The following is a 14,553-nucleotide window of genomic DNA, read 5'->3' on the forward strand; positions in this document are numbered from 1 at the left end:
CGGCGGACCCGGGAGCCGGCATGCGCATCGATGAGGTCGAGCGGATCCTCACCCAGCACACCGAGCACGACAAGCTGACCCTGCCCTCGACCGCGTTCGGCGCCGGTGACGTGGCCGACCTGGTCCGCCGGTGGCTGGGCGGGAACCTGGTGGTGACCGGGGCGAGAACGAAGAAGTCCGGTGACGTCATCAAGGTCGACGGCACCGTGTCGATGATCGGCGCGAAGGACCGCGCGGTGCGGGGGATCGAGTTCGGGCTCGTCGACTCCGCCGGGAACCCGACCAGCGACGGAACCCCGGCGCTGTACATCCCGCTCACGCTGCCCCGCGAGTGGACCTTCGCCGCGGCCTTCCCGGCCATTAAGAACACCGCGCTCGACGGGCTCGGCTTCGTCAGCGGGCCCGTCCTGCACCTGACGTCGGTGGCGCGCGAGGCCGGGAACGGCGCCGCAGCGCTCAGCAAGGGCGTCACCTTCGAGGCGCCCAAGGTGAAGAAGACCGGTCTGCTGCACGACTTCGCGGCGCTGCTGGAGGCCGGTGGCCAGGTGACGTTGTCCGGGCAGATCGAGATCGGTTCCGGCGACATGTCGGACTCCAAGAAGTTCCAGCCCAAGTTCGTCCTGCGGTCCACCTGGTCGGCCGCCGGTTCGATGGGCGCGAAGTTCCGGCTGGAAGTGGTCACCGAGCTCGGACCGCCGATCAAGCACCGCGTCCGCGTGGCCGCCGAGGTCACCATCGGCACCGCCGCTCCCATCGTGCTCACCGCGGATCTGGACACCGGGGCGAAGACCTTGGTGCTCACCGGAACGTTCACCCCGCGCACCCAGTCCACGGCGGTGCTGTCCACCTGGGCGGGCGGCTCGCTCGCCGGCACCGTGACCAAGAACTTCAAGCTCGGCAGCGCGGTCTCCCTGCAACAACTGGTGATCCGGCTGCGTTCCGGGAAGTCCCCGGCGGAGATCGTCGCCGAGGTGAGCGTCCAGCTCGGGCTCACCACGACCTGGGAGGTGGTCGAGAACCACTTCACCGTTCGCGACATCGCCGCCGGTTTCACCATCACCAACCCCTTCGACGGGGCGACCCGGACGATCACCGCCACCGCGCGCGGCAAGGCCACGCTGGTCGACGGGATCGAGCTGGTCGCCGACGCGGTGTTCTTCCGGGACTCCGCCGGGGTGACCGCGACCTTCGGCCTGAGCACGGCCAGCCCGGTGGACCTCGTGTCGCTGCTGACCAGGCTGGGACTGCCGCTGCCGGACGCCCCGGAGCTGACGCTGCGCAACCTGGAGATCACGGCGGTCGCCCCGGCCGGGGAGTTCACCCTGACCGCCGCGGTCAGCAGCGGCTGGCAGCTCGCGCTCGGCGCGGTGTCGGTCAAGCTCACCCAGGCCTCGGTGCTGCTCGACTACGGCGGCAAGAAGCTGACCGGTGAGATCAGCGCCGAGGCGGAACTGCTGCCCCCGTCGGGAAAGGCCCCGCTGGCCCGGTTCAACGCCCGCTGGGACATCCCGGGGAAGTTCACCCTCGAAGGACGGCTGCCGAAGGCCGACCTCACCGCGCTGGTCAGGACCTTCGACAAGACCCTGGGCTACCCCGACGGCCTTCCCGCGGTCGAGCTCACCGCGGTCGTCGTCCGGCTCACCGTTGCGGGGAACCAGGGCCTGAACACCCGCGTCGGCACCGAGTACGTCCTCGGTGTGAGCGGCACGGTCAGCGTCGACACCAGCCAGGTCTCGTTCCTCGCCCTCGCGCGCAAGCCCGGCAGCGGGCCGACGGAGTTCATCGCCGCCGTCTGGACCTCCGGGTGGACCTGGTACCCGGACGTGCTGCGCTGGATCGAGGACTGCATCACGGTCAAGGCGTCCGGCCTCGCGCTGTCCACCCGCGACGGCGTCTCGCTGCCCGCCGACCCGAAACCGCCGCCCAACCTGCCCGCCAAGCTCGGCCGCGGCGTCACCTTCTTCACCACCGTCGAGCTCAAGGGAGTGCTGGGGGACGCGCTCAAGCCGGTGTTCGGCGGGGCGGTCGACCTGCAGCTGACCGGACTGCTCGCCAAGCCGCTGAACAGGTCCGAACTCGCCATCGCCCTGGCGAACCGGGTGAAGGACGGCGAGAGCGGGATCGTGGGGGTGCGGTTCACCGGCATCCAGATCCGGATCGTGCCGAAGCTCGCCCAGTTCGACCTCCGCGCGGCCTTCGACCTGACGTTCTGGGACCTGAACAAGCAGAAGGTCACGCTGAACCTCGCACTCGGCGGCGTGGTCAGCCTGAAGGGCAAGCTGGCGGTCTACTTCGTGCTCGCCGCGGACCAGGGCGACCAGTGGCAGAAGAAGCTGCAGGGCAGCACGACGCCGCCCACGAACACTCCGACCTGGAAGGAACCGTTCGGGCTCAAGGGCGTGGAGGTCGCGAACTTCTTCGGCCTGATCGCCGTGGAACCCGTGTCAGCGGCGGTGTCCCTCGGCGCCGGTGGCGCGCTCACGCTGCGCTCGGGGAAGAACGCCGTGCAGCTCGACTTGGCCGCAGTGGGCGGGTTCAGGGGCGAGGTGCCCTACCTGGACGCGTTCACGCTGGTGCTGGCCAAGGGCGACGAGCAGAAGGAGATCGTGCTCGGCGACCTGATCCGCCAGTTCACCGATCAGAACAGCGAACTGGTCAAGCTCACCGACGAGATCAAGTTCCGGAAGTTCGCCCTCGCGATCGTGCTCGCCCCCAACGGCTTCACCGATCCCCGGACCAACAAGCACTGGCCGTTCGGGTTCCGCGCGGCCGGTGACGTGACGCTGTTCGGGTACCGGCTGCTGTTCGACGTCCGGATCGTGCCGGAGCAGGGCATCGACGCCTCAGGCAGCGTGGACAAGCCGATCGTGCTCGGGGACGGCGTCTTCCAGCTCTCGGACAGCACGGGGGAGAAGGGCCCGGAGGGCGCGGTGAACACCCTGGTTGTCAGCCGCGTCGGCGACCACTACGTGTTCCTGTCCGGCAAGCTCGAACTGCTCGGCATGAGTGCGATGATCAGGGCCACCGCCAAGGAAGGCGGCTGGGAATTCACCTGGCGGGCCGCGGCTTTCATCTTCACCAACTCGGTGTCCTGCCTGCTCAAGGACGGCGCGTTCGCCGCGGCAGTCGGCGGGATCCTGTCGTTCCGGGTGAAGACGACCCAGCCGGTGAAGGTCGGCGGCATCGTGATCATCCCGGCCGGACTGGACTTCTGGGTCCGCTTCGAGATGACCGTCGCGATCGCGATCAACCCGGACTTCAGCTTCGCCGTCAGCGGTTCCTTCAAGTTCGGCAGCCAGACGCTGACCCCGGACCGGTTCAACCTCGACGCGCTGCGGGACTGGAAGAAGCTGGAAGCCGCACTGGTGGACTACTTCGCCACCCAGCCCGGCAAGATCTTCCACGAATTCGCCGCCAGCGCCGAGAAGTGGGCGAAGGCGGTGGGGGAGGGCCTGATCAAGGGACTCGACGACGTCGCGAAGATCCTCAAGGAGGCCTTCGGGGTCGCCGCGTCCGAGGCAGCCCGGTTGCTGAAGCTGGCGGGCTACACCGCGGAGAAGGCGGTCGAGGCGCTGCACCAGATCTGGAACATGACCAAGGACCAGGTGACCAAGGCGCTGCAAGCGGCGTGGAACCTCACCGCGGGCGAGGCGAGGAAGATCGTGGACAAGGTGTGGGAGCTGTTCAAGTCCTGCGCGCTGGAACGCGCGACGAAGATGCTGTGACAGCGAGGTGACCACGGGTGGCGTACAACCTGACGTACACGTCGAAAGAGCGTCCCGCCGCGCCGTTCGCGGCGGTGCCGAACTACAAGAAGGACCTCAGCGGACCGGCGCAGCCGCCCAACACCGGTGTGCCGATGACGCGGCACCACATCATCCCCTACAGCACGCTCAAGAACTACTGGAACGCGCTGCTCGCCCAGGGCCGGTTCGGCGATCTGCGGCTGGTGCTGGGCGAGATCGCCAGGACGATGGGCCGCTACCGGCTGAACTTCAACGACGCCGAGCGCAGCGGGGTCGCCGAGCTCGCGCGGAGCATCAGCACCGAGACCCACGATCCCGGTGCGACGGGCAAGCCGAAGTTCTACGACGGGCTGATGCAGGTGTACTGCTGGCTGCCGGGAAACCTGTTCCTCGGGCCGAAAGCCCGATCGGACGACCCGGGCGAGGGGTTCGACCGCGCTGCCGGTCTCCTCGGCCTGTCCTGGTACGGCCAGCTGGTGCGGGCCTACGACAGCATGCAGCGCTACACCACCGATCCCTCCGGTGGCAACGCGGTCGCCAGCGCGCTGTGCCGGACGGTCAAGCGGCAGGACTACGCGCCGGTCGACGCGAAGAGGTGGACCCTCTCGCAGGGCACCTACCGGATCACCGGTTGACCACCGGTCCCGGCGGGCGGATCCAGTAGGTGCCCTGCCAGAACCCGGCAACCGGTGGGTACTCGATCGGGAAGCGGGCGCAGGGCTGCACCGACGTGCCGTGCGCCGGATCGGAGATCTGCAGCTCGCGCCGCCCGGCGTGGTAACCGGTGACGAGCACGAAGTGGGCGACGTCGGATGCCTGGACCTGGACCCCGACCGGCAGCCCCACCTCGATCTCCGCGGCCAGCCGGGCGAACCCGGGATGTCCCGGACTCCAGTGGTCGAAGCAGCCCACCACCGCCAGCGCGTCCTCCAGCCGAGCGAAATCGCCGCCGGGCGACGGCCCGGCCGGCCGCGGAGTCGCCTCCGCCACGACCTCCTGCGACCACCCGCGGGCACCGAAGTACCAGCCGAGCGAGCACGCCACCGCGGCCCAGCACCAGTCCGCCCGCCGCTGCCGTTCCACCACCAACGCCAGCACCCGCTGAGCCGACGCTGTCCGGCGCTCCCGCGTTCGCTCCGCCGCGGGATCGACATCCGTGGGCTCCACCCGCAACCGCATGCCCACTTCGTAGCGCCCTCCGCGAAGATGCGCACGCTCCCGGCCACGTCCACGGCCGTCCTGGTGGTGCCGGGCTGTCACCGCCGACCACCAGGCACCGTCGTCCTTGGATCTGATGTAATGGCCCTCTCGGAATCAGCAACTGTTTCGTTGATGGTCGAGGGGAGTGTTGTGGTGAGCAGGCAGCCGGATGTGACGCTCACGCAGTTGCGGTACTTCGTGCAGGCCGCGTCCTTGTTGAGCATGACGAAGGCCGCCGAGGAGCTGCGGGTCGCTCAGTCGGCCGTGTCGACGGCCGTCGCTCAGCTGGAGAAGCAGGTGGGCACGCCGCTGTTCATCCGGCAGCACGCGCGGGGGCTCGTGCTGACCGCGGCGGGCGAGGAGTTCCTGCGGGACGTTCGCGGGCTGCTCGCGCACCTCGGCGAGGTGCTCGACGCCGCGCGGGGCCGCGGTGACGACGTGCGCGGGCACATCCGGCTCGCGTGCATGGTCACGCTCGTGCCGTTCGTGATGCCCGAGCTGCTCGCGGAGCTGAGCTCGGTCCATCCCGGGCTCGACGTCGAGGTGCTCGAACTCGAGGCCGCCGCGGTGAGCGCCGCGCTGCGCAGCGGCACGGTCGAAGTGGCGGTGACCTACGACCTGGGGCTCGGGCAGGGCGTGGTGCGGGAGGTCATCGCCGAGGCGCCGCCGTACGTGATCCTGCCGCCCGGGCACCGGCTCGCCGCGCTGCCGGAGGTGCGGCTGCGCGATCTGGCCGAGGAGCCGATGGTGCTGCTCGACCTGCCGCACAGCCGCGAGTACTTCCGCGAACTGCTGGCCGCCGCCGGAGCGCCGCCCCGCATCGCCTACCGGTCGCACAACGTCGAGGCCGTTCGCGGGATGGTCGCCCAAGGACTGGGCTTCTCGCTGCTGAACCAGCGCCCGGGGCTGGACGGGACTTACGGCGGCGGGCGCGTCGAATCGCGTGCCATCGCCGATGACGTGCCGTCGCTGTCGGTGGTGGTGGCGTGGATGGAGTCCGTGCGCCGCACCGCTCGGGCCCGCGCGGTCACCGACAGCGCCCGCACGGTCGTCGAGCGGCTGCGCGCGGCGAACGGGCAGCTGGGCAAGAAGCGCCGCGCGCCGCGGTCCTGACGCCGGTGCATCGGATTTGCCGATGCATTGGACCTGTTATCTCTGTTTGAGTGATTTCCGGTGAGGTCATAGCGTCCCCTCCCAACACGTCGAGGACATCGGCGCTGTTCACGGCAGGGGCGCGCAGCGCCGTCCTGCCGCCGTCCCCGCGACGACCGCTGGAGGCCCCGTGTCCGGACCTGCACCACGTTCCGCCGCCGATGCCGCGCTCGACGCGGCCGTCCAGGCCGATCCCGCGACGCTGCGCCGCAGCGTCGCGGCAGGCGCGATCGGCGTTTTCGTCCACTGGTTCGACTGGGCCGTCTACGCCTACCTCGCCACCACCATCGCAACGGTGTTCTTCCCCGCCGAGAACGAGGTCGCCGGCGTGCTGTCGGTGTTCGCCGTGTTCGCGGTGTCCTTCGCCATCCGCCCGCTGGGCGCGCTGGTGTTCGGGCCGCTCGGCGACCGCATCGGCCGCCGCCGCACGCTGTCCATCGTCATCATCGTGATGTCGCTGGCCACGCTCGCGATCGGCCTGCTGCCCGGGTACGCGACGATCGGGATGGCCGCGCCGGTCCTGCTGGTCGCGATCCGGCTGGTGCAGGGCTTCGCGGCGGGTGGCGAGTTCGGCAGCGCGGCCAGCTTCCTCGCCGAGTACTCGCCGCGCGCCCGGCGCGGTTTCGGCGTCAGCTGGCTGGAAGTCGGCTCGCTGCTCGGATTCCTGTCCGGATCGTTCGCCTTCTACCTGCTGTCGGTCTCGCTGACCCCGGAGCAGATCACCGACTGGGGCTGGCGGATCCCGTTCCTGATCGCGGCGCCGATGGGCGTGATCGGCTACGTCATCCGCACGAAGATCGAGGACACCCCGGAGTACCGGGTGCTGGAGGCGACGGACTCGGTGTCGCGCAGCCCCGTCAAGGAGCTCTTCCGCGTCAACGGGCGGCAGCTGCTGCAGGCCGCCGGGCTCATGACGCTGATGCACGTGCCCTTCTACGCGGTGCTGACCTACCTGGTGACCTACCAGACCGACCACCTGGGGCACTCCGCCGAGAGCGCCGCGCTGCTGTCGACCTTCGTCTCGCTGCTCGGGCTCGTGCTGGTGCCGGTGTTCGGCCGGTTGTCCGACCGGATCGGCCGCAAGCCCGTCCTGGTCGGCGCCGCCACCGCGCTGCTCGTGGTGGCCACGCCCGCCTACCTGCTGATGCAGACCGGGATGCTCGGCACCGTCGTCGCGGGGCTCGTGCTGGCGGTGATCCTCTCGGCGATCCTCGGCAGCTACGCCGTGTGGTCCGCGGAGATCTTCCCGACCCGGACGCGGCAGAGCGGGTTGTCGATCGCCTACAACATCACCGCCGCGCTGTTCGCGGGCACGGTGCCGTTCCTGATGACGGTCCTCATCTCGGCCACCGGCAGCCTGCTGGTCCCCGGCCCCTACCTGATGGTCGCCGCGGCGATCGGGCTCGTCGCCGCGCTGAGCATGCGCGAGACGGCCGGGAGCAGCCTGCTGCAGGCGCAGGACATCGACGCCGCACCGGCCGGAACCCTCGCGGGCAAGGGCGATTCCTGACGATCGCGGGCGTGCGCCTGTCGCGCGCCCGCACGGCCGAGTGCATCTGCCATAGCGATGCAGATCTTCAAAAAGATGTTCTGGTCTGTTGCAGCGGATTCGCCCAGACTCGGATCACCGGCGATCACGCCGCGATCCGCCGGAGCGAGAACGCCGGGACCAGTGGAACGGAGGTTCACATGTCGCAGCACGAGACCGAGGTCCTCGTGGTCGGCGCAGGACAGGCCGGGGTGGCCATGAGCGAGCACCTCGGCGCCCGCGGCATCCCGCACCTGGTGCTGGAGCGCCATCGCATCGCGGAGCGCTGGCGCACCGGGCGCTGGGACTCGCTGGTCGCCAACGGCCCGGCCTGGCACGACCGCTTCCCGGGCATGGAGTTCGCCGACGTCGACCCCGACGGCTTCGCCTCGAAGGAACAGGTCGCGGACTACTTCGCCGACTACGCGGAGAAGATCGGCGCGCCGATCCGCTGCGGCGTGGACGTCCGCAGCGTGCGGAAGAACGCCGGGCGCCCCGGCTTCCGCGTCGAGACCTCGGACGGCGTGATCGACGCCCGCTACGTGGTGGCGGCGACCGGGCCGTTCCAGACCCCGGTGATCCCGCCCGTCGTCCCCGCGGACGCGGACGTGACCCAGCTGCACTCCAGCTCCTACCGCAACCCGCAGCAGCTGCCCGAAGGCGCGGTGCTCGTGGTCGGCGCCGGGTCGTCGGGCGTCCAGATCGCCGACGAGCTGAGGCGCTCCGGACGGCAGGTCCACCTGTCGGTCGGCCCGCACGACCGGCCGCCGCGCCGCTACCGGGGTCGCGACTTCTGCTGGTGGCTCGGCGTGCTCAACAAGTGGGACGCCGCGGCGCCGCCGCGCGGGGCGGAGCACGTCACGATCGCGGTCAGCGGCGCGCAGGGCGGCCGGACCGTCGACTTCCGGGAGCTCGCCGCCAGCGGCATCACGCTCCTCGGCATGACCCGCAGCTACGCCGACGGCCGGATGCACTTCGCCGATGATCTGCGCCAGAACATCGCCAACGGCGATGCCAACTACCTGAAGATGCTCGACGAGGCCGACGACTACATCGAGCGCAACGGGCTCGACCTGCCCGCGGAACCGCAGGCCCGCACCTTCGGCCCCGACCCGGACTGCGTCACCGACCCGATCGCCGAGCTGGACCTCGCCGCAGCCGGGATCACCTCGATCATCTGGGCGACCGGTTTCCGGCCCGACTACGACTGGCTGCAGGTCGGGGCCTTCGGCGAGGACGGCAAGCCGCAGCACACCCGCGGCGTGTCCGCCGAGCCGGGAATCTACTTCCTCGGCCTGCCGTGGCTGTCGCGGCGCGGGTCGAGCTTCATCTGGGGCGTCTGGCACGACGCCGCCTACGTGGCCGAGCACATCGCGATCCAGCGCAGCTACCTCTCCTACCGCACCGAACCGACCGAGACGACCGGAGCCGCCTGATGCCGACGCACACCCGCATCCGCCCGTTCAACACCCGCGACACCTATCCCGAGCAGAACCTCGACAACGACCTGTGCCAGGCCGTGGTCGCGGGCAACACGGTCTACGTCCGGGGCCAGATCGGCCAGGACCTCGACACCAGCGAATCGGTCGGCATCGGCGACGTCGGGGCCCAGGCCGAGCAGGCGATGGCCAACATCGACATGCTGCTGCGCGAGGCGGGCAGCCGGATGGAGCACCTGGTCAAGCTGACCATCTACCTGGTCGATCCGCGCTACCGGGAGACCGTCTACCGGACCGTCGGCCGCTGGACGAAGGGCGTGCACCCGATCTCCACCGGCGTGGTGGTCTCCGCGCTGGCCCGCCCCGAGTGGCTGTGCGAGATCGACGCCATCGCCGTGATCCCGGAGGACGAACGATGACACCCCTCGTATCAACCGGAGTCCTGCTCAACCGCACCTCAGGGGACCGTGAAGCAACCCGGCCACGAGAAACCCCCGAAACGCAAGATCACTCCTGGACGCAAGCACCACTGAAAATCGCGGAGTGGCGGGATTGCGAGGCGGGACAGTGACCTTCTCGATCGCAGCCAGGCAGGACGGCCGCTTCGGCATGGCCGTCAGCTCGTCCAGTCCCGCGGTGGCCGCGCGCTGCCTGCACCTGCGGCCGGGCGTCGGCGCCGCCGCCTCGCAGAACATCACCGATCCCCGCCTGGGCGGGCGCATCCTCGACCGGCTGGCCGTCCACGGCGACGCTCCGCGCGCTCTGCGGGAGGTCGGCGGGGACGCGACCGATCTCGCCTACCGCCAGCTGTCGGCGGTCGGGCCGACCGGGCCGACCGCGTGGTTCAGCGGCGAGCACACCCTCGGCACCCACGGCGCCGCCGTCGGTGCGCACTCGGTGGCCGCGGGGAACCTGCTCAGCAGCACCGAAATCCCGGCGGTCATGGTCGCGGCCTTCGAAGCCGCGACGGGCGAGCTCGAAGAGCGCCTGCTCACCGCGATGCAGGCGGCGGTCGCAGCGGGCGGCGAGGCGGGACCGGTGCACTCCGCGGGGCTCGCCGTGGTGGCGGCCGACGTGGAGTGGCCGGTGACCGACCTGCGCGTCGACTGGGCCGAGGACCCGATCGACCGCCTGGCCGAAGCACTGGAGATCTGGCTGCCGCAGCGCGACGACTACGTCCGCCGCGGGCTGCAGCCATCGGCCGCGCCGTCGTACGGCGTTCCCGGCGACCTGTAGGAGGAATCGCATGCCGAGCGAGAAGGACGCGGTCCGCGCCGCGGTGGACCGGGCGGCCGCCGACCTGGTGGAGCTGTCGACGACGCTGCACGCCCGGCCCGAGACGGCCTGGGAGGAGCACTTCGCCGCCGCGGCGGTCCCGCAGCTGCTCGACCGCCGCGGCTTCACCGTGACACCGGCCTACCTGGGGCTGGAGACCGCGTTCCTCGCCAGCTACGGCTCGGGGCCGCTGCGGATCGCGCTGTGCGCCGAGTACGACGCGCTGCCCGGGCTCGGGCACGCCTGCGGGCACAACCTCATCGCCTCGTCGTCGGTCGGTGCCGCGCTCGGGCTGGCCGAGGTCGCCGACGATCTCGGCCTGACCGTCGAGGTCTACGGCACCCCGGCCGAGGAGGGCGGCGGCGGCAAGATCGAGATGCTGGACCGCGGCGCGTTCCGCGACGTCGACCTGGCGATGATGGTCCACCCGGCGCCGGTCGACGTCGCCGAGGCGCGGCCCTTCGCGGTCAGCCACTCCCGGATCTCCTACACCGGCCGGTCCGCGCACGCCGCGGCCTACCCCGAGGACGGCGTGAACGCCGCGGACGCGTTCACCGTCGCCCAGGTCGCCATCGGCCTGCTGCGCCAGCAGCTGCCGCCGAGCTCGCGGGTGCACGGGATCGTCACCTCCGCCGGTTCGGCGCCGAACGCGATCCCGGAGTCCTCCTCGGGCCGGTGGTACGTGCGCGCGGAGACCCTGGCCGAGCTGGCCGAGATCGAGCCGAAGGTGATGCGCTGCTTCGAAGCGGGCGCGCTGGCGACCGGAACCGCGCTGGAGGTCGAGGCGGAGAGCAAGCCCTACGCCGAGTTCCGCACCGACGAGCGCACGCTCGCGGCCTACCGGGCCAACGCCCTGCGGCTGGGGCGCGAGTTCGCCCCGGACGGGCTGGCCGGCCGGATGAACCGGGCGTCGACCGACATGGGCAACGTCTCGCAGGTCGTGCCCGCGATCCACCCCTACATCGGGATCGGCTCGCTGCCCGCCACCAACCACCAGCGCGAGTTCGCCGCGCACTGCGTCGGTCAGCAGGCCGAGCGCGCCCTGCTCGACGGAGCGACAGCGCTGGCCTGGACCGGGGTGGACCGGGCCCGCGACGGCTCCTGAGGAGATCTCCATGCCCGATCCGGCCACGCGGTCCGAGCACGACATGCTCGGCACCGCCGCCGTGCCCGCCGAGGCCTACTACGGCGTGCACACCGCGCGTGCCCTGACCAACTTCCCGATCAGCGGCGAAACCCTGGCCGCCCGGCCGCACCTCGTCGTGGCGCTCGCCGCGGTGAAGCAGGCCGCGGCGGCGGCGAACACCGAGATCGGGGCGCTGCCGGAGCGGATCGGTTCGGCGATCGTCGCGGCGTGCCAGGAGATCCGGGCCGGGCGGCTGCACGACCAGTTCGTCGTCGACCTGGTCCAGGGCGGGGCGGGCACCTCGACGAACATGAACGCCAACGAGGTGATCGCCAACCGGGCGCTGGAAGTCCTGGGCCTGCCGCGCGGCGACTACGCGACCGTGCACCCGCTCGACCACGTCAACCTCGGGCAGAGCACCAACGACGTCTACCCGACGGCGGTCAAGCTGGCCCTGGACGCGCACCTCGGCGAGCTGCTGGCCGCGCTGGCCGTCCTGCGGGCGGCGTTCGAGGCCAAGGCAGCGGAGTTCGCCGACGTGCTGAAGATGGGGCGGACCCAGCTGCAGGACGCCGTTCCGATGACGCTCGGCCAGGAGTTCGGCGCGTTCGCGGTGACCCTCGGCGAGGACGAGACCCGGCTGTCGGAGGTCCGGCTGCTGCTGCACGAGCTCAACCTCGGCGGCACGGCCATCGGCACCGGGCTCAACGCCCGCCCGGGCTACCGGGAGGCCGCGCTGGCGCACCTGCGCGACATCACCGGGATCGGCACGCTCGTCTCGGCCACCGACCTCGTCGAGGCCACCCAGGACGTCGGGGTGTTCGTGCAGCTGTCCGGCGTCCTGAAGCGGACGGCGGTCAAGGTCTCGAAGATATGCAACGACCTGCGGTTGCTGTCCTCCGGTCCGCAGGCCGGGTTCGGCGAGATCGCGCTGCCCGCGCGGCAGGCGGGTTCGTCGATCATGCCGGGCAAGGTGAACCCGGTGATCCCGGAGGTGGTCAACCAGATCGCCTTCGACATCATCGGCAACGACGTGACGGTGACCCTGGCGGCCGAGGGCGGCCAGCTCCAGCTCAACCCGTTCGAGCCGGTCATCGCGCGGGTGCTCAGCGCCGGGATGGGCCACCTCGCCGCCGGGCTGCGGGTGCTGGCCGAGCAGTGCGTGGCGGGGATCGAGGCCCGCCGGGAGCACCTCTCGGCGATCGTCGCGAGCTCGGCCGGGCTGGTGACGGCGCTGAGCCCGGCACTCGGTTACGAGACGGCGTGCGCGCTCGCGGTGGAGGCGCACCGCGATGGCCACCCGGCGCTCGACCTGGTGCGCGAGCGGACCGCGCTCACCGAGCACCAGCTCGCCGCGCTGCTCGCCCCCGACGTGCTGACCGGCCGGGAGCGCGCCCGGTCGAGGTGACCTCGCATGCCGCCGATTGACCACTATCCAAAGTGGTAGTCATCGCTGAGGTGGCGGGCATGATGACCACGGTGTCCTACGTGGAACGACGCCCGCCGGGACGGTGTAGGGGATTTCCTTAGCCGCGTCGGGGATTCGCTGAGCCCCGGGAGGGGAACCCCCAGTTGTTGCCCCGGTCACGCGAAATTAGCGTACCGGGCACGCCGACGACCGCCGGCCCGGTCCTTCGCCGATCCCCGGCGGGCCCGATGAGATCACCGAACTGCAGAGGGCGCTTGCCGATGACCGACGAATTGCTCCCCGAAGCGCGGAAGTCGTACCGGTACCAGTGGTACGTGGTGGCGGTCTGCATGATCGCCTACGTCTTCTCCTTCGTCGACCGGCAGATCCTGTCGCTGATGATCGAGCCGATCAAGCGCGACCTCGGCCTCACCGACACCCAGTTCAGCCTGCTCAACGGGCTGGCCTTCTCCCTGCTGTACTCGTTCATGGGGCTGCCGATCGCGATCCTCGCGGACAAGCGGTCCCGGCCGCTGATCATCTCCATCGGCATCGCGTTCTGGAGCCTGGCCACCGCGCTCTCCGGCCTCAGCAAGGGATTCGTGCACATGTTCCTGGCGCGGATCGGGGTGGGCGTCGGCGAGGCCGCGCTGTCGCCCGCGGCGTACTCGATGTTCAGCGACATGTTCCCGAAGAACAAGCTCGGGCGGGCCTACGGGATCTACTCGCTCGGCTCGTTCATCGGCGGCGCCGCCGCGTTCATCATCGGCGGCTACGTCATCAACCTGCTCAACTCCGTGGAGACCATCGTGCTGCCGGTGGCCGGTGAGGTGCGGGCCTGGCAGCTGACGTTCCTGATCGTCGGGCTGCCCGGTCTGCTGCTGGCGCTGCTGGTGTTCCTGACGGTGCGCGACCCGGGCCGCCGCGGCCTCAAGCACGACGCCGACGGGGGAGTGCAGAAGGTCGCGCTGCGCAACGTGTTCGGCTTCCTGTGGAGCCACCGCACGACCTTCGCCACGCACTACCTGGGCTTCTCCCTCTACGCCCTGGTGCTGCTGGGCATGATGGCCTGGACCCCGGCGTTCTACATCCGCGCCTTCGGCCTGACCTCCACCGAGGCGGGCTACCTTCTGGGCGTGGTCGTGCTGGTGGCCAACGGCAGCGGCGTGCTCTTCGGCGGCTACCTGATCGACCTGCTGGCCAAGCGCGGGTACTCCGACGCGGCGATGCGCGCCGGGGTGATCGGCGCGGTGGGCATGACGGTCCCGGTCATCGCGTTCACGCAGGTGGGGAACCTGTGGGCGTCGCTGGTGCTGCTGGCGGTGGCGATGTTCTTCGCCTCCTTCCCGATGCCGGCCTCCACCGCGGCCATGCAGGTGCTCAGCCCGAACCAGATGCGCGCCCAGGTCTCGGCGATGTTCCTGCTGATCTCGAACCTGATCGGCCTCGCGCTGGGCACCACCCTGGTCGCGCTGGTCACCGACCGGGTCTTCGGGGACGAGAAGATGGTCGGCTCGTCGCTGTCCATCGTCTACGGCATCGCCTCGCTGCTGACCATCGCGCTGCTGTGGCGCGGCTGCAAGCACTTCCGGCAGAGCCTCTCGCGTGAAAAGCTGCTCATCGAGCAGCGCGAGACCGTGCAGGCCGGCTGAGTTCCGACACGAGAAGGGTTCGACGAG

Annotated in this window: 11 protein-coding genes; 10 read left to right on the top strand and 1 reads right to left on the bottom strand. The window is 70.6% G+C overall.

Annotated features, from left to right (window positions below; genetic code table 11):
- The first annotated feature begins 20 nt into the window (after positions 1–20).
- Together OU416_RS00265 and OU416_RS00270 are read left to right on the top strand one after the other, a co-directional pair.
- Entirely contained in the window at positions 21–3,725 is a 3,705-nt protein-coding gene (locus tag OU416_RS00265) for a hypothetical protein (protein WP_270924710.1), read from the top strand.
- Positions 3,726–3,742: 17 nt separating this feature from the next.
- Positions 3,743–4,381: a hypothetical protein gene (locus tag OU416_RS00270; RefSeq protein WP_270924711.1), complete on the top strand. Its 639-nt coding sequence runs from the start codon at positions 3,743–3,745 to the stop codon at positions 4,379–4,381.
- On the opposite strand, the gene OU416_RS00275 is transcribed toward OU416_RS00270, so the two are convergent.
- Positions 4,371–4,925, bottom strand: a complete 555-nt coding sequence (locus OU416_RS00275; protein WP_270924712.1) for a papain-like cysteine protease family protein — start codon at positions 4,923–4,925, stop codon at positions 4,371–4,373. The two genes, OU416_RS00270 and OU416_RS00275, sit on opposite strands and share 11 nt — an antisense overlap.
- Positions 4,926–5,099: 174 nt before the next feature.
- Between OU416_RS00275 and OU416_RS00280 the strand changes: the two genes are divergently transcribed.
- The 8 genes from OU416_RS00280 to OU416_RS00315 all read left to right on the top strand — a co-directional run bounded on the left by OU416_RS00280 (position 5,100) and on the right by OU416_RS00315 (position 14,526).
- Positions 5,100–6,059 carry a LysR family transcriptional regulator gene (locus OU416_RS00280; protein WP_270924713.1) on the top strand — a complete coding sequence of 320 codons (960 nt, stop codon included), beginning with the start codon at positions 5,100–5,102 and terminating at the stop codon, positions 6,057–6,059.
- A gap of 169 nt (positions 6,060–6,228) precedes the next feature.
- A complete protein-coding gene (locus OU416_RS00285; RefSeq protein ID WP_270924714.1) occupies positions 6,229–7,608 on the top strand; it encodes an MFS transporter in 1,380 nt (459 codons plus the stop codon).
- A gap of 179 nt (positions 7,609–7,787) precedes the next feature.
- On the top strand, positions 7,788–9,062 hold the full coding sequence (locus OU416_RS00290) for a flavin-containing monooxygenase (RefSeq protein WP_270924715.1): 1,275 nt from the start codon (positions 7,788–7,790) through the stop codon (positions 9,060–9,062).
- Positions 9,062–9,484: a RidA family protein gene (locus OU416_RS00295; RefSeq protein ID WP_270924716.1), complete on the top strand. Its 423-nt coding sequence runs from the start codon at positions 9,062–9,064 to the stop codon at positions 9,482–9,484. Before OU416_RS00290 ends, OU416_RS00295 begins: the two co-directional genes overlap by 1 nt.
- A 148-nt stretch (positions 9,485–9,632) precedes the next feature.
- Complete coding sequence (locus OU416_RS00300; RefSeq protein WP_270924717.1) at positions 9,633–10,301, top strand: DUF1028 domain-containing protein; 669 nt, start codon at positions 9,633–9,635, stop codon at positions 10,299–10,301.
- Between the two features lie 10 nt (positions 10,302–10,311).
- Entirely contained in the window at positions 10,312–11,445 is a 1,134-nt protein-coding gene (locus OU416_RS00305) for a M20 family metallopeptidase (RefSeq protein WP_270924718.1), read from the top strand.
- A 10-nt stretch (positions 11,446–11,455) separates the two neighbouring features.
- Positions 11,456–12,874 (top strand): aspartate ammonia-lyase, encoded by a 1,419-nt coding sequence (locus OU416_RS00310; protein WP_270924719.1) that lies wholly within the window; start codon positions 11,456–11,458, stop codon positions 12,872–12,874.
- Positions 12,875–13,155: 281 nt separating this feature from the next.
- Positions 13,156–14,526, top strand: a complete 1,371-nt coding sequence (locus OU416_RS00315; protein WP_270924720.1) for a spinster family MFS transporter — start codon at positions 13,156–13,158, stop codon at positions 14,524–14,526.
- The last annotated feature ends 27 nt before the right edge of the window (positions 14,527–14,553 follow it).

Origin of the sequence: Saccharopolyspora indica (assembly GCF_027853965.1) — a bacterium.
GTDB classification, from domain to species: Bacteria; Actinomycetota; Actinomycetes; order Mycobacteriales; family Pseudonocardiaceae; genus Saccharopolyspora; species Saccharopolyspora indica.